This window comes from Streptomyces sp. NPDC000229, from assembly GCF_040300825.1.
GTDB lineage: Bacteria > Actinomycetota > Actinomycetes > Streptomycetales > Streptomycetaceae > Streptomyces.
This window is the reverse complement of record NZ_JBEPEL010000072.1, coordinates 1-19368: the sequence shown is the minus strand read 5'-3', so window position 1 is coordinate 19368 and position 19368 is coordinate 1. Positions and strand designations below refer to the sequence as shown.

The 19368-nt window shown below is 71.3% G+C and carries 17 protein-coding genes, 1 pseudogene and 1 riboswitch; of the genes and pseudogenes, 4 read left to right on the top strand and 14 right to left on the bottom strand.

From position 1 onward, the window contains the following. Positions 1 to 93 precede the first annotated feature (93 nt). A pseudogene (locus ABT360_RS27545) lies at positions 94 to 2177 on the bottom strand (GTP-binding protein). 694 nt (positions 2178 to 2871) lie between these two features. Here ABT360_RS27545 and ABT360_RS27540 point away from each other — a divergent pair. Beyond that, the gene (locus ABT360_RS27540) at positions 2872 to 4068 is read left to right on the top strand and encodes an acyl-CoA dehydrogenase family protein (RefSeq protein ID WP_351821986.1); all 1197 of its coding nucleotides are present in this window, start codon (positions 2872 to 2874) and stop codon (positions 4066 to 4068) included. 59 nt (positions 4069 to 4127) lie between these two features. On the opposite strand, the gene ABT360_RS27535 is transcribed toward ABT360_RS27540, so the two are convergent. The 6 genes from ABT360_RS27535 to ABT360_RS27510 all read right to left on the bottom strand — a co-directional run bounded on the left by ABT360_RS27535 (position 4128) and on the right by ABT360_RS27510 (position 9519). Further along, positions 4128 to 4700, bottom strand: coding sequence for a GAF domain-containing protein (locus ABT360_RS27535; RefSeq protein ID WP_351821983.1), 573 nt, complete (start codon positions 4698 to 4700; stop codon positions 4128 to 4130). After that, on the bottom strand, positions 4697 to 5323 hold the full coding sequence (locus ABT360_RS27530) for a GTP-binding protein (protein ID WP_351821980.1): 627 nt from the start codon (positions 5321 to 5323) through the stop codon (positions 4697 to 4699). The genes ABT360_RS27535 and ABT360_RS27530 overlap by 4 nt, the downstream gene beginning before the upstream one ends. Beyond that, positions 5301 to 5672, bottom strand: coding sequence for a DUF742 domain-containing protein (locus tag ABT360_RS27525; protein WP_351821977.1), 372 nt, complete (start codon positions 5670 to 5672; stop codon positions 5301 to 5303). Before ABT360_RS27525 ends, ABT360_RS27530 begins: the two co-directional genes overlap by 23 nt. 3 nt (positions 5673 to 5675) lie before the next feature. Beyond that, positions 5676 to 6110 (bottom strand): roadblock/LC7 domain-containing protein, encoded by a 435-nt coding sequence (locus ABT360_RS27520; RefSeq protein WP_351821975.1) that lies wholly within the window; start codon positions 6108 to 6110, stop codon positions 5676 to 5678. A gap of 7 nt (positions 6111 to 6117) precedes the next feature. Then, a complete protein-coding gene (locus ABT360_RS27515; protein WP_351821972.1) occupies positions 6118 to 7878 on the bottom strand; it encodes a sensor histidine kinase in 1761 nt (586 codons plus the stop codon). 444 nt (positions 7879 to 8322) lie between these two features. Then, on the bottom strand, positions 8323 to 9519 hold the full coding sequence (locus ABT360_RS27510; RefSeq protein WP_351821969.1) for an MBL fold metallo-hydrolase: 1197 nt from the start codon (positions 9517 to 9519) through the stop codon (positions 8323 to 8325). Between the two features lie 148 nt (positions 9520 to 9667). Between ABT360_RS27510 and ABT360_RS27505 the strand changes: the two genes are divergently transcribed. Both ABT360_RS27505 and ABT360_RS27500 read left to right on the top strand, forming a co-directional pair. Continuing rightward, positions 9668 to 10219, top strand: a complete 552-nt coding sequence (locus tag ABT360_RS27505) for a carboxymuconolactone decarboxylase family protein (protein ID WP_351821966.1) — start codon at positions 9668 to 9670, stop codon at positions 10217 to 10219. Between the two features lie 57 nt (positions 10220 to 10276). Continuing rightward, positions 10277 to 10915, top strand: a complete 639-nt coding sequence (locus ABT360_RS27500; protein ID WP_351821963.1) for a TetR/AcrR family transcriptional regulator — start codon at positions 10277 to 10279, stop codon at positions 10913 to 10915. Positions 10916 to 10958: 43 nt separating this feature from the next. Here ABT360_RS27500 and ABT360_RS27495 read toward each other — a convergent pair whose 3' ends face one another. Together ABT360_RS27495 and ABT360_RS27490 are read right to left on the bottom strand one after the other, a co-directional pair. After that, positions 10959 to 11753, bottom strand: coding sequence for an SGNH/GDSL hydrolase family protein (locus ABT360_RS27495; RefSeq protein ID WP_351821960.1), 795 nt, complete (start codon positions 11751 to 11753; stop codon positions 10959 to 10961). 159 nt (positions 11754 to 11912) lie between these two features. After that, positions 11913 to 12833 carry a M23 family metallopeptidase gene (locus ABT360_RS27490; RefSeq protein ID WP_351821957.1) on the bottom strand — a complete coding sequence of 307 codons (921 nt, stop codon included), beginning with the start codon at positions 12831 to 12833 and terminating at the stop codon, positions 11913 to 11915. A gap of 2 nt (positions 12834 to 12835) precedes the next feature. Further along, positions 12836 to 12999, bottom strand: a riboswitch (cyclic di-AMP (ydaO/yuaA leader). A gap of 611 nt (positions 13000 to 13610) precedes the next feature. Between ABT360_RS27490 and ABT360_RS27485 the strand changes: the two genes are divergently transcribed. Next, entirely contained in the window at positions 13611 to 14423 is an 813-nt protein-coding gene (locus ABT360_RS27485) for a tyrosine-protein phosphatase (RefSeq protein ID WP_351821954.1), read from the top strand. 8 nt (positions 14424 to 14431) lie between these two features. Here the strand turns inward: ABT360_RS27485 and ABT360_RS27480 are convergent, their stop codons facing one another. The 5 genes from ABT360_RS27480 to ispG form a co-directional block, all read right to left on the bottom strand. After that, complete coding sequence (locus ABT360_RS27480; RefSeq protein ID WP_073759894.1) at positions 14432 to 14548, bottom strand: DUF6126 family protein; 117 nt, start codon at positions 14546 to 14548, stop codon at positions 14432 to 14434. A 20-nt stretch (positions 14549 to 14568) separates the two neighbouring features. After that, entirely contained in the window at positions 14569 to 15252 is a 684-nt protein-coding gene (locus ABT360_RS27475; RefSeq protein ID WP_351821950.1) for an XRE family transcriptional regulator, read from the bottom strand. A 61-nt stretch (positions 15253 to 15313) separates the two neighbouring features. Then, on the bottom strand, positions 15314 to 16699 hold the full coding sequence (locus ABT360_RS27470) for an aspartate aminotransferase family protein (protein WP_351821947.1): 1386 nt from the start codon (positions 16697 to 16699) through the stop codon (positions 15314 to 15316). Beyond that, positions 16696 to 18576, bottom strand: coding sequence for a 1-deoxy-D-xylulose-5-phosphate synthase (gene dxs, locus ABT360_RS27465; RefSeq protein WP_351821945.1), 1881 nt, complete (start codon positions 18574 to 18576; stop codon positions 16696 to 16698). Before dxs ends, ABT360_RS27470 begins: the two co-directional genes overlap by 4 nt. A 23-nt stretch (positions 18577 to 18599) precedes the next feature. Continuing rightward, positions 18600 to 19368, bottom strand: a 769-nt coding sequence (gene ispG, locus ABT360_RS27460) for a flavodoxin-dependent (E)-4-hydroxy-3-methylbut-2-enyl-diphosphate synthase (protein WP_351821942.1), incomplete at its 5' end; no start/stop codon positions are given.

The window sequence follows — 19368 nt, the reverse complement described above, 5'->3', positions numbered from 1 at the left end:
ACGCGGGTACGCGGATGTGACACGCGGCCGCGGCGGGAACCGCTGATGTGACGGGCTTCACTTTCCGGGTGGGGCACGGTTTCCCGGTGCCTGTCACTCGCCCGGCGCGCGGCCCGAAACGCGCCGCATGACGCGCAGCAGGTAGCCCTTGCGGTCGAGCGGGTCGTGATCCGTCCGCCGCCGGACCGGGACCCGGCCGGGCGTCGTGGCGCGGACCGGCCGGTAGCGGGTGAAGGTGCACTCAAGGACGCCTTCGCCGCCGGTCAGCCCGGGGATCCGCTGTTCCAGGGCGTGCACCGAGGCGGCCGGGATCTCGCCCTCCACGACGGCCCCGGCCGGGCCCTGCGGTACCGGAGCGCCGGGCACGGCGCCCAGCTCGGCCAGGACGGGCAGGGCGGCGCCGAGCGCGTCGGACGGGAGGTCCAGACGGAAGCGGTGCACCGGCTCGTGGACCTGTGTCCCGGCGCGGGTGAGGGCGGTCATCAGGACCAGGGGCGTCAGATTGCGGAAGTCACCCGCGGTGCTGGACATGCTCTTGTCGAACGTGGCGTGGGAGTGGCTCTGGCGGGGCGCGTAGCCGGAGTGGGTCAGGGTGACCGTGCAATCGGTGACCTCCCATCCGTACAGCCCCTGGTGGAGGGTCTCCCGGACGGTCTCCTCGATCGCCTTGATGAAGGCGTGGGGCAGCGCGCCGAGTTCGGTCTCCAGCCGGAACTCCACGCCGGTGCCGGGCGGGGCGGGCTCGACCCGCAGCCCCACGGTGGCGAGGAACGGATTGGGCTCCTTGTGCATGACCTCGACGGCCGCACCCGTGCCGACCGGGCGTTCCCGGCAGATGGTCGTGGTCTCACGGAAGGTGACGTGGACCCCGAAGTCGTCCGCCAGTGTTGCCTGGACGACCTGCTTCTGGACCTCGCCGTAGAGGGAGACGTACACCTCCTTGCGGAGGTCGTCCTGGCGCAGGCCGATCAGCGGGTCCTGTTCGGCGAGCCGGGAGAGCGCGAGGTGCAGGGCGCCCCTGTCGGTGCCCCGGGACGGGACGACGACCGTCTCGAGGGTGGGCGGAGCGAAGTGACGGGATCCGGGCGCGGGGGCGTGGGAGGAAGCGCGCGGTACGCCGATGGTGTCGCCGACGCGGATGTCGGCGAGGCCCCACAGCTTGCCGATCTCCCCGGCGCGAACGGACGGTCGCCGGACGGCCTCGCCCCCGTCGAACACGCTGATCGCGGTGACCTTGCCCTCGCCGCCCATGCCGCCCTCACTGCCGTCACCTCCGCCTTCAGCTCCGCCTCCACCTCCGCCGAACCGCAGCTTCTCCCGTGTGCGGACCGTTCCCGAGAACATCCGCACGTACGCGACCTTCTCCCCCGCCGGGCCACGTTCGACCTTGAAGACGGTTCCGGAGACCGGGCCTTCGGCATCGCCCTCCCGCGCGGGAAGCAGTTCCCTGATGCCGGTGATCAGCGCGTCCACGCCCGCGCCCGTGATGGCCGAGCCGAAGAACACCGGGTGCACCAGCGCCCGCCGGGTCTGGGCCGCCAGTGCCTCGCGGAGACGGCGGTACGGGACGGTCGCCTCGTCGTCGACGTACGCGGCCAGGAGGGCGTCGTCGTGTTCGGCCAGCAGTTCGGTGAGCCGGGCCGTGAAGGCGCGGTCGCCGGCGCCGTACGGTACGAAGCGCGCGGTGGGCCCGCCGAGTCCCCGGGCGGCCCCCATGGGGATGACGGCGGGGGTCAGCTTGTCCGCGATGCTCCGCAGTACGGGTGCGTCCCGCGCGCCCCGCCGGTCGGCCTTGTTGACGAACATCAGCGTCGGGATGCGCAGCCGCCGCAGGGTGCGCATCAGTACCCGGGTCTGTGCCTGTACGCCCTCGACGGCGGAGACGACGAGCACGGCCCCGTCGAGCACGCCGAGGACGCGTTCCACTTCGGCGATGAAGTCCGGGTGGCCGGGGGTGTCGATCAGGTTGACGGTGATGTCGTCGACGGGGAAGCGACGACCGCCGCCTTGATGGTGATGCCGCGCTGCCGTTCCAGCGCCAGGACGTCGGTGTGGGTGTCGCCGTCGTCGACCCGGCCGATCCGGTCGATGACCCCGGCGTCGTACAGGAGCCGTTCGGTCAGGCTGGTCTTACCGGCGTCGACATGGGCGAGGATTCCGAGGTTCAGGGTGGGCACGTGGCGTCATGTCCTTCGAAGAGATGGTCAGGTTCCTCCGGGGGGACATGGACGCCGTCATTGCCTTCTCCTCGTCGACTACGGATCTCACCGTGCAGTGGACCGGACGGCGGCCGGGCGCCGCAACCGAATTGCGGCCCCTGCGGCGCCCGTAACCGCATCGCGCTCCCGGGCGCGCGCCGTGGGCGACCGCAGTGCCCGGCTCACACCGGCCGACGCACCGACGCGCCGCTCCTCAGGGGCGGCGCCGGTGTCACCGGAGCGCCCTCGTCGGCTCCCCGGCGCGCGAAGGCCTACAGGAGGGCGCAGTTCCCGCTCACGCACGAAACGTTTCGGTCGACATTCACGCTGAAGCGAACCGGCAGATGTGTACGGGTGGGACTCCTGTGCATTGATGAGGTCGGGGGACGACCCGCGGTGCCCTGAACCCACGAAACCTTTGCCGTTGGCATGTGGCAGAAAGAAGCGCTGGGGGAATGCCCTTCGGATAGGGCCGGACAAGCCACTACCACGCGACACATACTTCTAATCAAACGTCAACGCTCTGCATTTCGGCCAGAGTTGACGTCCGAGTTGAACCGTTCCGGAATGATCAACACCATGAGGTGGTCGGCCTGTTCGGGACGGGACCACTGCCGATGCACCATCTGCTCGAACAACCGCGCGAGCAGGCGTTTCGCAGAGGAGGGCTCGCATGGACGGGTACTTCGCCAGTCGACTGCATCACCAGCTACGGGGGCACGTTCGGCACTTCGCGGAGAGCGAGGTCCGGCCGCTGATACCGGCCATGGAGGCGGCCCGCTCGGTCCACCACGACCTGTCACGGCTCATTGCCCGGCAGGGCTGGCTGGGCGCCACCATCAGCAGGGACTACGGCGGGATGGGGGTGGGCCATCTCGGGAAGACGATCATCATCGAGGAGCTGTCCCGGGTCAGCGGCGCCATGGGGGCCATGGTGCAGGCCTCGCAGCTCGGCGCCGCCAAGATCGTCCACTTCGGCAGCGACGATCAGAAGAAGACCTGGTTGCCGGCCATCGCGGCGGGCGAGTGCCTGCCGACCATCGCGGTCACCGAACCGGAGTCGGGCGGCCATGTGCTGGGCATGAGCGCCACCGCGGTACGGGACGGGGACGACTACCTCCTGAACGGCCGAAAGGTGTACGTCGGCAACAGTCACATCGGTGACCTGCACGGGGTCGTCGTACGGACGGGTCCCGGCTCCAAAGGCCTGACGGCCTTCCTGGTGGAGGCCGACCGGCCGGGTGTCAGCGTCGGTGACCAGAAACCCACCATGGGCCTGCACGGCTTCAGCTTCGGCGAGCTCTCCTTCGACAACTGCCGCGTCCCGGCGGCCAACCGGCTCGGCGACGAGGGCGACGGCCTGGCGGTCGCTTACTCCTCCAGCGTCCTCTACGGACGGGCCAACCTCACCGCCGTGTCCCTGGGCCTGCATCGGGCGATCCTGGAGGAGACCACCCGGTTCTGCGAGGAACGGCACCGGTACGGCAAGCCCCTGCACGAACTGCCGTCCGTGAGGCTCAAGCTGGGCCAGATCCAGTCCCGGCTGATGACCGCCCGGCTCGCCGCGTACCACGCCGTACACCTGCTCGACGTGGGGCTGCCGTGCGACGCGGAGCTGATGAACGCCAAGCTCGTCAACGTGGAGTCGGCCCTGGACTCGGCGCGCAACGCCATGGAGATCCACGCCGCGGCCGGGCTCTTCACGGACCGGCCCATCGAACGCTACCTGCGCGACGCGCACCACATCTTCGCCCCGGCCGGTACCTCCGACATCCAGTTGCTGCGGCTCGCGGAAGTGGCACTGGGCACCGCGAAGGGGCAGTGGTCGGAGCGGCTCGCCGATGTCGTCCGGATGGAACCGGCCCTGTAGGGAGGCGCGTGACGTCCCCGGGGCACACATGGCCCCTCGGGGACGTCACCCGCGGCGCCTCACAAGCGGCCGTCCTCGCGACGGTGGATCTGCTCCACCAGTTCGGCGGCGAGCGACTTGATGGTCTCCAGCCCCGGCCGCCCCCATGGCCGGGGCTCGGTGTCCACCACGCAGATCGTGCCGAGCGCGGTGCCCGTACGGTCGATGAGGGGCGCGCCCAGGTAGGAGCGGATGCCGATCTCGTCGACGACCGGATTCCCGGCGAACCTCGGGTAGTCGCAGACGTCCTCCAGGACCAGCGCCTTGCGGCGTACCACCACGTGCGGGCAGTAGCCGTGGTCACGGGCCATGTACCGGCTGACGCCGCCGCCGGCGGCCGCCCTGGCGCTGAGCTCCTCCGCGCCGTGGGTACCGTTCGGAGTGTGGAGGCCGGCGAAGAACTGCTGGTTCTCGTCGATGAAGTTGACCATCGAGTACGGTGCGCCGGTCACCTTCGCGAGCTTCTGGGCGAACGCGTCGAAGTCGGGGTCCGGTCGGTCCCCGATGCCGAGCTGGCGCAGCCGCTGTACGCGCAGAGGGGCCTCCCGGTCGACGGGGGTGAGCAGCAGATGGCCGGTCGGGTCGTACGTCATTTCGGTGCTCCGTAGCTCGGCGCCGGGGCCGGGGCCGGGTTGGTGTCCAGCAGGTGCTGAACAAGGGTGACCAGGGTCTGGATCCCGGAGCTGGCGATCCGGGCGTCGCACAGGACGACCGGCACCTCGGGCTTGAGGTCGATCGCCGCCCGTACCTCTTCCGGTTCGTAGTGGTAGGAGCCGTCGAACTCGTTCACGGCGACCAGGAACCGGATGCCGCGCCGTTCGAAGAAGTCCACCGCCGAGAACGACGCCTGGAGGCGCCGGGTGTCGGCCAGGACGACCGCTCCGAGGGCTCCCTCGGACAGCTCGTCCCACATGAACCAGAAGCGTTCCTGGCCGGGCGTGCCGAAGAGGTAGAGCACGTGCCTGTCGTCGAGGCCAATGCGGCCGAAGTCCATGGCGACCGTGGTGGTGGTCTTGGACTCCACGCCCTCCAGGCTGTCGGTGGCGGCGCTCACCGTGGTGAGGAGTTCCTCCGTGCTCAGCGGTTCGATCTCGCTGACCGCCCCGACGAAGGTCGTCTTGCCGACCCCGAAGCCGCCCGCGATCAGGATCTTCAGGGCGGTGGGGAAGACGTCGCGGTCCACAGGTCGGTCCTCACAGCCGTCGTCGTAGGCCATCGAGCACTGCCTCCAGCAAGGAACGGTCGGTGGGGGTGTCGTAGAAGTGCGGCGCACGGGCGGTCAGCGCCCCGCAGTCCACGAGGTCGGACAGCAGCACTTTGGTGACCACGGCGGGCAGCCGTAAGTGCGCCGCGACCTCGGCCACGGAGGTCGGCCCGTCGCACAGCCCGAGGGCCAGGCTGTGCTCGGGACCGAGGTGCGCCTGGGGCTCCGTACCGGTGGCCATCACCAGGGAGAGCAGGTCCAGCGCCGCCGTCGGCCGGGTCCGGCCGCCGCTCACCGTGTACGGGCGGATGAGCCGGCCGGCCGCGTCGTCGAGCCAGGGCCCGTCCTGTCGGCGCGCCACGGGTCAGCGTCCCGTGCCGCCCGGCGCCGCCGCCGCTTGTCTGGCCGGCGTCACCAGGTAGGGCCGCACGCTCTTGACCAGCATCGTCATCTCGTACCCGAGGACCGCCGCGTCCGTCTCCCGGCCGGCCAGGACGGCCAGGCAGGTGCCGGATCCGGCGGTGGAGACGAACAGCAGGGTGGAGTCGAGCTCGACGACCACCTGCCGGACCTCGCCGCCTTCGCCGAAGCGGCTGCCGGCGCTGCGGCCGAGGGAGTACAGGCCGGAAGCCAGGGCCGCCATGTGGTCGGCGCTGTCGGGGTCCAGCCCGTGCACCGATTTCACCAGGCCGTCCGAGGAGAGCAGAACCGCGCTGCGGGTGTACGGGACCCGCTGGACCAGGCCGCCGAGCAGCCAGTCGAGATCCGAGGAATGGCCGGTCGGCACATCGCTCGCCATGGTGCATCTACTCCTTGTGCGCTTCGTCGTGTCGTTGCGGTTCCGGGTGTTCCGGGTGTTCCGGGTGTTCCTGGTGCGGGGGGTGCGGCACGTCCCGGGAGGCGGCGGGCATGGACTCGGCCAGGCCGATCCCGCGCCGGAAGGCCGCCATCAGGCCCGGGTCGTGGAGGGTGTCGTCGTCGTTCTTCCGCGGGGTGGGCGCGTCCCGCAGCTGCGGGACGAGGTGCTCCTGCGCACGGCGCTTGGGCAGTTGGGGGCGTCCCGGGGTTCCGGGCGCGGCCGCGGCGGGGTTCGGCCGGTCGGACCGTTCGCCGCGTACGGGCAGGGGCGCGTTGCCGCCGTGCTGGTGCGGGATCATGGGCGGGGCGGTGGCCGCGTGGACCGGCTTGCGGTGCACGGGCACGGGCTCGGGGGCCGTGACCGCGCCGGGGAGGTGCGGCACAGGACCGGCATGATGCCCCGCCTCGCGCGTTTCCTGGTGCGCCTCCTCGTGTCCCGCCTGGAACCGGGCCTGCCGTTCGGCCGGGGTGAGCCCGTCCGGGTCGGCCCCGAGCAGGCCCTGGGGCAGGACCAGCACCGCCTGGACGCCACCGTAGATGTTGGACTGGAGGCGTACGGCGATGCCGTGCCTGCGGGCGAGCGCCGAGACGACGAACAGCCCGATCCGGCCGTCCTGGAGCAGGTGTGCCACATTCACCTGATCGGGGTCGGTGAGCAGGGCGTTCATCTTGTTCTGCTCGGAGACGGACATGCCCAGGCCCCGGTCCTCCACCTCGACGGCGAGCCCCGCCGTCACGTACTGGGCCCGCAGCAGCACCGGGGTGTGCGGCGCGGAGAACAGTGTGGCGTTCTCGACGAGTTCGGCGAGGAGGTGGATGACGTCGGCGACCGCGTGCCCGCGCAGGGTGCCGTCGATGGGCGGGACCAGCTTGACCCGCGGGTAGTGCTCGACCTCCGCGATGGAGGAGCGGAGCACCTCGGTCATGGTGACCGGGTTGGACCACTGGCGGCGGGAGATGGCCCCGCCCAGGACGGCGAGGTTCTCGGCGTGCCGGCGAATACGGGTGGCCAGGTGGTCGATGTGGAACAGGCCCTTGAGCAACTCGGGGTCCTCGACCTCGTTCTCCAGCTCGTCGAGGAGCTGGATCTCGCGGTGGACGAGGGACTGCAGGCGACGGGCGAGGTTGACGAAGACCTCGACCTTCTGTTCGTTGCCGACGCTGCTGGAAAGCCGCGACGCCTGGACGACGGTGGTGACCGCCACCTCGTGGGCGCGGCTCAGCTCCTCCGTCAGCCGGTCGAACTCGTCCCCGCCGGCGACGGGTGGTGACGAGCTCTGGCGGGCGGGCGGGCGTTCCCCGCGGCGGAGCTGCTCGACCAGGGCGCGCAGCTCGTTCTGGCCGTGTGCGCTGCGCCTGCGCAGGGCGTCGCACCGGTCCAGTACGGCGGTGGCCGCGCGGTTGGCGCCCAGCAGGGCCGCGGCGACGGCGGCCACGGCGAGCGCGGCGGAGGCGGTGAGCGCGGCCCACAGGGCGGGCGACGGGTCGGCGCCGGTGGAGCGGATCGTGAAGAGCACGGCGGCTGCACCGCCGAGTGCCACCACGACGGGCGGGAGCACGGCGGCGCGAAGGAGTTGGGGTCGTATACGGACTTCCGGTGAGGGGGAGCGTGACCTCCCGGTGTACGACAGGGAACGGGCGCCTGGCCGGCCGTGCCGCCCGCCTTCACGGCGGTCCGGCCGCGCGGCGGGTGCGCGAAGTTGAGACATCAGCGTCCTTGGTACGTGGGGCCCCAGGAACAGGATTCGGCGTACTAAACGGATGTTCGGGTTCGGTGCTCCGGCGGTGGCGCCGTGCGCCACATGAGCCCGCCGTTGATCACCGGCCACACACAGTAGTCGTCAATCCGTCATGCGCGGTGCGCAGTTGACAAACTTGCCCGCCAAGCGTCCCGCTCTGGTATGAGGCCTCGCACGGCCGCCCGAAAACCGCTCCGGCCGACACGCCGGTGCCCACGCCCCCTCACAGCCACCTCTCCCGGCATCCCCATCCCGGGCAGGGAGCGTCCCCCTCCGCCCCGCCACGGGCAGCGGCAGGGCGGCCGGTGTCCCCTGCCCGGCACCCTGCGGTGCTGATCAGGTCAGCAGGAAGGCCGTCCCTCGCTGCTCGCCCCGTTCCCGGGGCGGCATGTCACCCGGCATCCGCGCTCGGTGTCACCGCTCGCTCGCCAGGTCGAAACCGCCCGTGGGCTCCGGTGTGATGTGCGGCCCCTCGGAGCGGCGCCACGGGCGGGCGATGGGCGCGGCAACGGCTCGCCACCAGGGCTCGGTGGGGAGGGTTCCCGTGGGCTCGAAGGGCTCGCCCGGCCGGGGCGACGCAACCGCCTGCCCGGCCTCCTCGGCAGCGTCCTTGGTCCACTCCCCCGGCTCCGCCCAGGGGTGCGGGGCGAGGTTGAACGTGCCCCAGTGGATCGGCAGCAGCACTCCGTGCGGCGTGGCCCCCTGGAGGTCGAGGTGGGCCCGCAGGCCTTCCTCCGGAGTCATGTGGATGTCGGGCCAGTACTCGCTGTACGCACCGATCTGGATCATGGTGGCGTCGAACGGGCCGTATTCGGCGCCTATCTCCCCGAAGCCGTCGAAGTATCCGGTGTCGCCGCTGTGGTAGACGCGGTGCTCGGGCCCGGCGACCACCCAGGACGCCCAGAGGGAGTGCTGCTGGTTGCGCAGGCCGCGGCCGCAGAAGTGGCGGGCCGGGGTGGCGGTGAGCCGCAGGCCGCCGACCTCCGTGGACTCGTTCCAGTCCAGTTCGCGCAGCCGGGACGCGGGCACGCCCCAGCGCTCCAGGTGCGCGCCGACGCCGAGGGGGACGGCGAAGAGGGTGCCCGTGGAGGCGAGGGCGCGGATCGTCGGGAGGTCGAGGTGGTCGTAGTGGTCGTGGGAGATGACGACGACGTCGACCGGTTCGAGCGCGGCGAGCGGGAGCGGGACGGGATGCAGCCGCTTGGGGCCGGCGAAGGAGAAGGGCGAGCAGCGCTCGCCCCACACCGGGTCGAAGAGGACCCGGTGGCCGTCGATCTCGGCGAGCACGCTGGAGTGCCCCAGCCAGGTGAGCCGCAACCCGGTGGCCGGGGGCCTGGCGAGGTCGGCGACGGTGGTGGGGTGCACCGGGACGGCGCCGGCGGGGGCCCGGCGGGCCCGTGACTCCTTCTCGAAGTAGATCTTCGCGAAGTCCATGGTGGAGCCGGACGGCCGGTGCCTGGTCCCCACCGGGTTGCGGAACGCGCCGTGCACGAAGTTCGGCGAGCGGCGGATCCGCTCCAGCCGCTCTCCGGTGGCGTCCGCGCCGAAGGCGGCGGGTCGCAGGGAACGCAGGTGAGAACGGAGCTGGTGCGGGACGCCGGCGCGGCTCACGGAACCTCCAGGGGTGAGGGTCCCTCCATTATGGGCCGGGAGTGTGACAGCGAAGGGTCGGGCCCGTCACGAGCGCGATGTCACATCTTCGGCCGCCTCGTCCGTCGTAGCGGTGGAAGGTTGTCCACCACACCTCGGGAGGCCCGTCATGGCCCGCATCTCGCTCACCCCGACGCGTACGCTCCTCTTCCGCGCCGTCGAGTGGTACGCGAAGCGTACGTACGGGAAGGTCCTGGACCCGGTCCGCGCGCTGGGGCACAACGGGCGCGTCCTGCGCACGACGCTGCGCCTGGAGCTGGCCGCCGGCAGGTGGAACGCGCTGGACCCGCACCTCAAGGCGCTGGCCGAGCTGGCGTCGGCCGCCTCCATCGGCTGCAGCTGGTGCACGGACTTCGGGTACTGGGAGAGCACCCTGCGGGGCGTGGACGCGCGCAAGCTGCGTGACCTGCCGGTGTGGCGGGACAGCGACGCGTACACGGCGCTGGAGCGCGAGGTGCTGGAGTACGCGGAGGCGATGACCGCCAATCCGCCGACCGTCGAGGACGATCTGGCGGAGCGGCTGCGCAAGGCGCTCGGTGAGCCGGCCTTCGTGGAGCTGACCGCGATGGTGGCGCTGGAGAACATGCGCTCCCGCGTCAACGCCGCGCTGGGGCTGACCAGCCAGGGCTTCAAGGACCGGTGCGAGCTCCGGCACCGGTGACCGGCCGGTGACGGGACGGACACCCGGCGTACCCGCGAAACCGCCTAGGGTGGCTGCGTGGGCAGAGTGCGGTTGAGCGTGGCGGAGCGGCGGGAGGAGCTGCTGCGGGCCGCCGTCGAGCAGATCGAGGCGCGGGGGGTGGCGGCGGTCCGGATCGCCGATGTGGCATCCGCGCAGGGCGTGAGCAATGCGCTGGTCCTCTACCACTTCTCGACCAAGGAGAAGCTCGTCGCGGCCGCCTTCGCGTACGCCGCCGAGGGCGATCTCGCGCACCTGCGCCGGCTGTTGGGCCGCCGGACGACGGCGGTCCGCCGGCTGCGGGCAGCCGTGCACTGGTACGCGCCCACGGGCCGGGCCAAGGGGTGGCGCCTGTGGATCGAGGGCTGGGCGGCGGCGCTGCGCGAACCCGTGCTGAAGGAGGTCGCCCAGGACCTCGACCGGCAGTGGAAGGCGGCGCTGACGGAGGTGATCGCACAGGGCGCGGCGGCGGGCGAGTTCCGCTGCGAGGACCCCGCGGCCGCGGCCTGGCGGCTGACCGCCTTCCTGGACGGTCTGGCCGTCCAGATGACCGCGTACGCGGCGTCCTACTCCCGTGCACGCATGCTGGCGTGGGCGGACGAAGCCCTCGCCCGCGAACTCGGCCCCCCGGAGGCCCGGTCCGGCGACTCCGGCACCCGAGGCACCCGAGACCCCTGAGGCAGCTGAGGCCCGCCCGCGCCTCCCCGCACCCGCACCCGCCCTACAGCGGCAGCAGGTCCGGCCGCTTGGCCGAGACGTGGTCGCCGGACGATTCGCCGCGCAGTCGGCGGCCGATCCACGGGACCAGGTACTCGCGCGCCCACTGGACGTCGTCGCGGCGGAGTTCGAGGGGGCCGCGCGGCGGCAGCGGCGGCCAGGGCTGGTCCGGGTCGGCGGGGACGTCCACGCCGAGGACCTGGCCGGCCCGGAGGGCGACGCGCGTGTGGCCCTCGGGCGACAGGTGCAGCCGGTCGGCGTCCCAAGCGCGCCTGTCCTGCACGGTCTTGAGGGACCACAGGTCCAGCACCGGGCAGCCGTACCGGTCGGCGACGGCGCGCACATGTCCGTTGTAGGTGGCGATCTTGCCGCGCAGCCGGCGCAGCACCGGCACGGTGCGGGTGTCGAACCCGGTCGTCACCAGGACCGTGCCGACCGCGGACGTCAGGTCGGCGACGGCCCGTTCGAAGCGCTCGGCGACGTCGTCCGGGTCGCTGCCGGGCCGGATGATGTCGTTGCCGCCCGCGCAGAAGGTCACGAGGTCGGGGGCGAGTTCCTTGGCGCGCGGGACCTGCTCCTCCACGATCTGGTCGAGGAGACGCCCGCGTACGGCGAGGTTGGCGTACCGGAACTCCTCCGGCTCCGGCAGCCGGTCGGCGAGCAGCACCGCGAGGCGGTCCGCCCAGCCGACGAACGTTCCGTCGGGGCCAGGGTCTCCGACGCCCTCGGTGAAGCTGTCACCGATCGCCGCGTACGACCCGAATACGTCACTGTCTCTGAATGTCGAATCGTCTGCCACGGGAGCACATCTTTCACCCGGTGATGTGACCTACGCGACCGTAGGAGGGGTTGACGGTGGGTGATGTTTGCCACCGGTCAAGATTCACCCAAGCCGGAATACGGCTCCGCCCGGCACCGGGAGGCGGTGCCGGGCGGAGTGCGCTCCGAGGGGCAGGCGTCAGATGGAGACGCCGTGGCTCCGGAGGTAGGCCAGCGGGTCGATGTCCGAACCGTAGCTGGGGCTGGTCCGGATCTCGAAGTGGAGGTGCGGGCCGGTGGAGTTGCCGGTGGAGCCGGACAGACCGATCTGCTGACCGCCGCTCACGCTCTGGCCGGAGGAGACGGACAGCGAGGAGAGGTGGGCGTACTGCGAGTAGGTGCCGTCGGTGTGCTGGATGACGACCTCGTTGCCGTAGGCGCCGCTCCACCCGGCCGAGACGACGGTGCCCGCGCCGACGGCCTTGACGGTGGTGCCGGAGGAAGCCGCGAAGTCGACACCCGTGTGGTAACCGGAGGACCAGCTGGAGCCGGAGGCGCGGTAGGGCGTGGTGACTCCGGCGTCGACCGGGGCGGTGAAGCCCGAGCCGCTGGTCTTCGGGGCGGACTGGGCCGGGGCGGCGGCCTTGGCGGCGGAGCGGGAGGCGCGGCTCTCGGCGCGGGTGTCGTCGGCCTTGGGCTTCGCCGGGGCGGCCTTCGCGGGGGCGGCCGTGGACTTGGCACCGAGGGTGAGCTCCATGCCCGGGAGGATCAGGGACGGGTCCTCACCGATGACCTGGCGGTTGTCCTTGTACAGCTTCTGCCAGCCGCCCTTGACGTTCTTGTTCTTGGCGATCTTGGAAAGGTAGTCGCCGGCGACGACCGTGTACGTGCGCGGCGCGGCCTTCTGCGCCGGGGCGGCGGCCTTCGGGGCGGCCTTGGCGGCGGTGGCCGCGGCGGTGACGGCCTGCGGAGCGGCGGCCGGGGCGGCCTTCTCCGCGGCGTGCGCGCCGGTGGCGCCGAGCAGCGGCAGGGCGATGGCGGCGCCACCGGTACCGGCGGCGACGAAACCACGCGTGATGGAGCTGGACTTGGGACGGCGGTGCTTACCCTTCGCGGGCATGGCGTTTTCCTCTCCGGCGCCTGCGAGGTGAGCTGTCGGGTTCGGACTGGAGTTGTCCGGCCGCGTCATGGACGCGACTTCACCCCGAGCCGGTCCCGGAATTCCGGGGTCGGCGTACTACCTGGGTCCCCCGCTCCTGCCACACGTGGGTGGGTGCGAATTCCGACCGGCGGCAGGATTCGGCGGTCCGGCCGGATTGCCGTGACCGTAAGCGAGTGGGGCAGGCGTGAACAAGCCGCTGCTTTCTTCGCGGCATTCCCGGCGCTGCGACCGCCATGGAATTCCGGTCACCCTCCGTGGATTGCGGATCATGTATTCCCGTTCTGTACAAGGAAATTACGAACGGCATCCCGCCACGGACGGTCACGGTTATGACGCTGCTCACGCGGCCCTGACCATCTCCCTTACGACCAGGGCACGTTATACCCAATCCCCCAATACGGACAGAACCGTCATTCTCTGACGACTCTCCTCAATCCCTCCACCGTTGCGGTCGGATGGCGGCCAGAGGAAGGGCTTCGGACGCCCGGACGGACGAACCGCAACGAAGTGGGACAGAAGGAGCCTGGGTGGTGACGAGGACGCCACCGGCGGGTCCGCAGTCGGCCCGGCCCGGCCCGACGGGCGTGACGTGCGCATCACCGGTCGTCGGTCATGGGCAGGGGCAACGAATGTGCGACGCGCGCGGAGATTGATCGCCGGACGAACCAATGTCGTATCGTCGGACCACGACATCGTCGGCGGGCCGACGCCGACCGCAGACACGGAGGAGCCCCCGTGACGCAGCAGCTGCCGCAGGTCCCGTCGATCGAGCCCGAGCTGACCGGAGTGCGCAACTTCCGTGACGTCGGCGGGCTTCCGACGGTGGACGGCCGGCGGGTGCGGCACGGCAGGCTCTACCGCAGCGGCCACCTCGCGCACGCCACGGGCGAGGACACCGCCTTCCTGGCGGGCCTCGGGCTCCACACGATCTTCGATTTCCGCAACGCCGCCGACCAGAAGCTGGAAGGCCCCGACGTGGAGCTGCCGGGCGTACGGAATGTGAACATTCCGCTCTCCGACCCGGCCGACGGCGCGGAATTCTGGACCATGGTCCGCGACGGCGACCTCGACCAGCTGCGCTCGATCCTGGCGGACGGCAAGGCGGCGGCCCGGATGACGGCCTCGTACCGCATGATCATCAAGGAGCGTACGGCCGAGCACAGCCGGGTGCTCCACGCGCTCGCCGAGGACAGCGTCCCGGCCCTGATGCACTGCGCGGCCGGCAAGGACCGGGCGGGGCTCTCGATAGCGGTCTCCCTGCTGGCCGTCGGGGTCGAGCGCGAGGCGATCGAGGAGGACTACCTCAAGTCCAACGACCCTCGCCGCCGCTACAAGGTGCGCCGCAGCGACAATTCCCCGGCCGCCATGTCGCCGCAGGTCATGGAGCTGCTCAGCCCGCTCTTCGAGGCCCGCATCGAGTACCTGACCGCGGCCTTCTCGACGATCGAGGAGACCTGGGGCTCCACCGAGCGCTACCTGACCGAGGGACTGAAGCTCAGCCCCGAGACCCGGGAGCGGCTGCGCGAGCGTCTCCTCGACGAGAGCTGAGCCGCGCCTCAGCCGGCCCCGAGCTCGAACAGCAGGTAGAGGAAGGCCGCGAAGAGGTGGCCCGCCACCAGATAGGCGAACAGCCGGACGGCGAGCCCTCGGGGGAACGTCCGTTCCTGGGACATGGTGATCTCTCCGATCGAGGTCAGCGGCGGTGCGCGCCCGCGCCGAGGCACAGGTCGGCCGCGGCGCTCTGCATGAGGGTGTGGACGAACAACAGCTCGGCCCCGCCGCGTGTGGCCGCGGCGATACGGTGCGGGGTCAGCGAGTCGAAGTGGGCGCTGTCCCCGGGGTCGAGGACGTGCACGGCCTCCCCGAGGGCCAGGCGCACCCGGCCGCCGAGGACGTACAGCCACTCCTCCCCCGGGTGTACGCGCACGAGGTCGTCCCGCGTCGCGTACGGAACCTGGACGCGCAGCGCCTGCATGGCCCGCCCGGGGCCGCCGGCCTGGTGGTAGACCCAGCCGTCCGCCTCGGCGGGCTCGGCCCGGCCGCCCCGGACGATCGGATCGTGCTCCGGCGGCACCTCGCCCAGCAGCTCGGAGACGGTCGTACCGTAGATGCGGGCGAGACCCAGCAGCATCGGCAGCGAGGGCTGGCGGCGGCCGGTCTCCAGCCGTGACAGGTGGGCCGGGGAGAGCCCGGCGGCCCTCGCCGCGGCCTCCAGGGTCAGCCCCCGGCGCCGGCGCAGCGCCCGCAGCTGCGGCGCGACGTCCGGGACCAGGTCGGCCGTCGCGGCGTCGTCCACCGCATCGGCCGGTCCGGAGGCGCTGTCCGGTGCCACGTGTGGCCGCCCCGGGCCCGGAGAGGCTTCGGGGGAAGTGCTCATGCCTCCATTGCGCCAGGATCTTCCCTCACGGGCAAATTTCTTGCCTCAGAGGCAAAAAGGCTCAGCGGTTGGCGATGGCCTGCTTCACCAGCGTTCTGCCGAAGTCCCAGATCAGTCCGCCGCCGCTGTGCGCCTCGTCCATGACGGCCGTGAACGCCTCCACGAACCGGTCGGCCTCCCGCTCTCCGATGATCAGCGGCGGGATCAGCTTGATGACCTCCAGCCGGTCGCCCGAGACCTGGGTGAGGATGCGGTGCCGTTGCAGCAGCGGCACCACGACCATCTGCGCGAAGAGCCCCTTGCGTGCCGCCTGGAGCATCGTCCAGCGGCTGCGCAGGCTCAGCGACGACGGGCGGCCGAACTCGATGCCGATCATCAGGCCACGGCCGCGCACCTCGTGCAGCAGCTCGTAGCGGTCCACGAGCGCGGCGAGCCGTGACTTCAGCAGCTCACCGGTCCGCCGGGCGTTGGCCACGAGCTCCTCGTCGTCCAGGACGGACAGGACCGCGAGCCCGGCCGCCATGGCCTGGGCGTTCGACCCGAAGCTGGCCGAGTGGACGAGGACCCGGTCCATCGCCGAGTACACCTTCTTGAAGATCCAGTCCTTGCCGAGGGTGGCGCCGACCGGCACATAGCCGCCCGACAGCGCCTTCGCGACGCACACCAGGTCCGGCTCGACACCGTCCTCGTGCTGGTAGCCGTAGAAGGTGCCGGTCCGTCCGAGGCCGGTCTGGACCTCGTCGGCGATGAGCAGCGCCTTGTGCTTGTGGAGCAGCTCCTGGGCGGCGCGGAGGTATCCGGGCGGCGCCTCGTGCACGCCCTTGCCCTGGACGGGCTCGACGATCAGGGCGGCCACATCGCCCCGCTTCAGCTCCCGCTCCAGCGCGGCCGGGTCGCCCAGCTCGACGGCGGTGTCGGGCAGCAGCGGATCGAAGCCTTCGCGGAAGCAGCTCTCCCCGTTGACGGAGAGGGAGCCGGTGGTCAGGCCGTGGAAGGCGTGCGCGCAGTACAGGACGCGCGGTCTGCCGGTGGCGTACCGGGCGAACTTCAGCGCGGTCTCCACCGCCTCCGTACCGCTGTTGGAGAAGAACACCCGGTCCAGGTGCGGCGAGTACGTCAGCAGCTTCTCGGCGAGCAGCCCCGGCAGCGGCGGGCAGTCGAAGCGGGTGAGGTCGGCGAGTTCCGCGTCGAGGACGTCGTGGAGGGCCTTGCGTACGACGGGATGGTGCCGGCCCAGGCCCATGACGCCGAAGCCGCCGAGCATGTCGAGGTAGTCGTTGCCCTCGGTGTCCCAGAAGTAGGCACCCTCGGCGCGCTCGTAGGTCTTGTCGAAGCCGATCGTCCGGAGCATGCGCGGCAGCTGCGGATTGAGGTGGCGGGCGTGCAGGTCGTAGCCCTCGGCGCCCCGGTCGGCCAGGAGCGCCGCCAGATCGAACTTCTTGCTCATCCTTCGTTCTCCTTGCGTGCCAGCGCTCCGCTGATCCGTCCCGCGATCTCCACCGGGGTGAGCCCGATGTCGGCCAGCACCTCGCCGCGCTTGGCGTGTGCCAGGAACTGCTCCGGGATGCCGAAGGTCCGCAGGGGCACGTCGACCCCGGCGTCCCGCAGCGCCTGCCCCACCGCCCAGCCGGTGCCGCCGCTGCGGCAGTTGTCCTCGACGACGGCGACCAGCCGGTGCGTGTCCGCGAGCGGGGCGAGCCGCTCGTCGACGGGCTTGACCCAGCGGGGATCGACGACGGTGCAGCGGATGCCGCGCTCGGCGAGCAGCTCGGCCGCCCCGAGGCAGACGGGCGCCATGACGCCGACGGCCACCAGCAGCACGTCCGGCTCGTCCGCCCGGTGCAGGACGTCCATGCCTCCGATCCGCCCCACGGCCGGTACGGAGGGCCCCACCGCCTCCTTGGGGAAACGCAGCACGGTCGGCGCGTCACGCACGTCCACCGCCTCGCGCAGCTGGGCACGCAGCTGGTCGGCGTCGCGCGGCGCGGCGATCCGCAGCCCGGGCACGACCTGGAGCACCGACAGGTCCCACATGCCGTTGTGGGAAGGCCCGTCCACGCCGGTCACACCGGCCCGGTCGAGGACGAAGGTGACGCCGCACTGGTGCAGGGCCACGTCCATCAGCAGCTGGTCGAAGGCGCGGTTGAGGAAGGTGGCGTAGACGGCGACCACCGGGTGCAGGCCACCGGTCGCGAGTCCGGCCGCGCAGACGGCGGCGTGCTGCTCGGCGATGCCGACGTCCCACACCCGGTCGGGGAACCGCTGCGCGAACTTCGTCAGCCCGACCGGGTGCAGCATCGCGGCGGTGAGGGCGACGACATCCGGCCGCTCGGCGCCGATCTCGGCCATCGCGTCACCGAACACGGACGTCCAGGACGGGCCGGCCGCGGGCACGAGCGGCACGCAGGTCAGCGGGTCCATGGCGCCGACGGCGTGGAACCGGTCCGCCTCGTCCTCCAGGGCCGGCCCGTAGCCGTGGCCCTTCTGGGTCAGGCAGTGGACGAGGACGGGGCCGTGGAATCGCTTGGCGCGGCGCAGCGCCGATTCGACGGCGGCGATGTCGTGCCCGTCGATCGGGCCGACGTACTTCAGGCCGAGGTCCTCGAACATGCCCTGGGGGGCGATGAAGTCCTTGAAGCCCTTCTTGGCGCCGTGCAGCGACCCGTACAGCGGCGGTCCAATGACGGGCGTGTGCTGGAGGACCTCCTTGCCCCAGGCCAGGAAGCGTTCGTAGCCGTCGGTGGTGCGGAGGGTCGAGAGGTGGCCGGCGAGGCCGCCGATCGTCGGCGCGTAGGAGCGCTCGTTGTCGTTGACGACGATGATCAGGGGCCGGTCCTTGGCGGCGGCGATGTTGTTGAGCGCCTCCCACGCCATACCACCGGTGAGCGCGCCGTCGCCGATCACGGCGACCACGTGCTCGGCCCCTCCGCGCAGGTCGCGGGCCTTGGCCAGCCCGTCGGCCCAGCCCAGCGCGGTGGAGGCGTGGGAGTTCTCGATGATGTCGTGCTCGGACTCGTCTCGGGAGGGATAGCCGGACAGGCCGCCCTTGCCGCGCAGCTTGGAGAAGTCCTGCCGGCCGGTGAGCAGCTTGTGTACGTAGCTCTGGTGGCCGGTGTCCCACAGGACGCGGTCGACGGGTGAGTCGAAGACCCGGTGCAGGGCGATGGTGAGCTCCACGACGCCCAGGTTGGGTCCGAGGTGGCCTCCGGTCCGTGCGACGGCGCGGACCAGGAACTCGCGGATCTCGTCGGCCAGTTCGCCGAGCAGCGCGCTGTCCAGCGCCTTGAGGTCGCGCGGCCCCCGGATGGTCTCGAGAATCGTCACGCTCGGGCCCCTCTCTTCTGCGGTCAGCTGACAGTGACAGCGGGTTCGCCGGACATGACGCCGTCCTTCTCCATCTGCTCGGCGATCTTCATCGCCTCTTCGATCAGCGTCTCCACGATCTTCGACTCGGGCACGGTCTTGATGACCTCACCCTTGACGAAGATCTGCCCCTTTCCATTGCCCGAGGCGACACCGAGGTCGGCTTCACGGGCCTCCCCGGGACCGTTGACGACACAGCCCATCACCGCGACCCGCAGCGGCACCTCCAGACCGTCCAGACCCGCACTGACCTGATCGGCCAGCTTGTACACATCGACCTGGGCACGGCCGCAGGAGGGGCAGGAAACGATCTCCAGACGCCGCTGACGGAGGTTGAGCGACTCCAGGATCTGGATGCCGACCTTGACCTCCTCCGCCGGCGGGGCCGACAGGGAAACCCGGATCGTGTCACCGATGCCCTCGGACAGCAGCGCGCCGAAGGCCACGGCCGACTTGATGGTCCCCTGGAACGCCGGACCCGCCTCGGTCACACCCAGGTGCAACGGGTAGTCGCACTGCGCGGCCAGCTGGCGGTACGCCGCGATCATGACCACCGGGTCGTTGTGCTTCACCGAGATCTTGATGTCCCGGAAACCGTGCTCCTCGAAGAGGGAGGCCTCCCACAGCGCGGACTCCACCAGCGCCTCGGGCGTGGCCCTGCCGTACTTCTCCAGCAGCCGCTTGTCCAAAGAACCCGCGTTGACGCCGATACGGATCGGCGTACCCGCATCCCCGGCAGCCTTGGCGATCTCC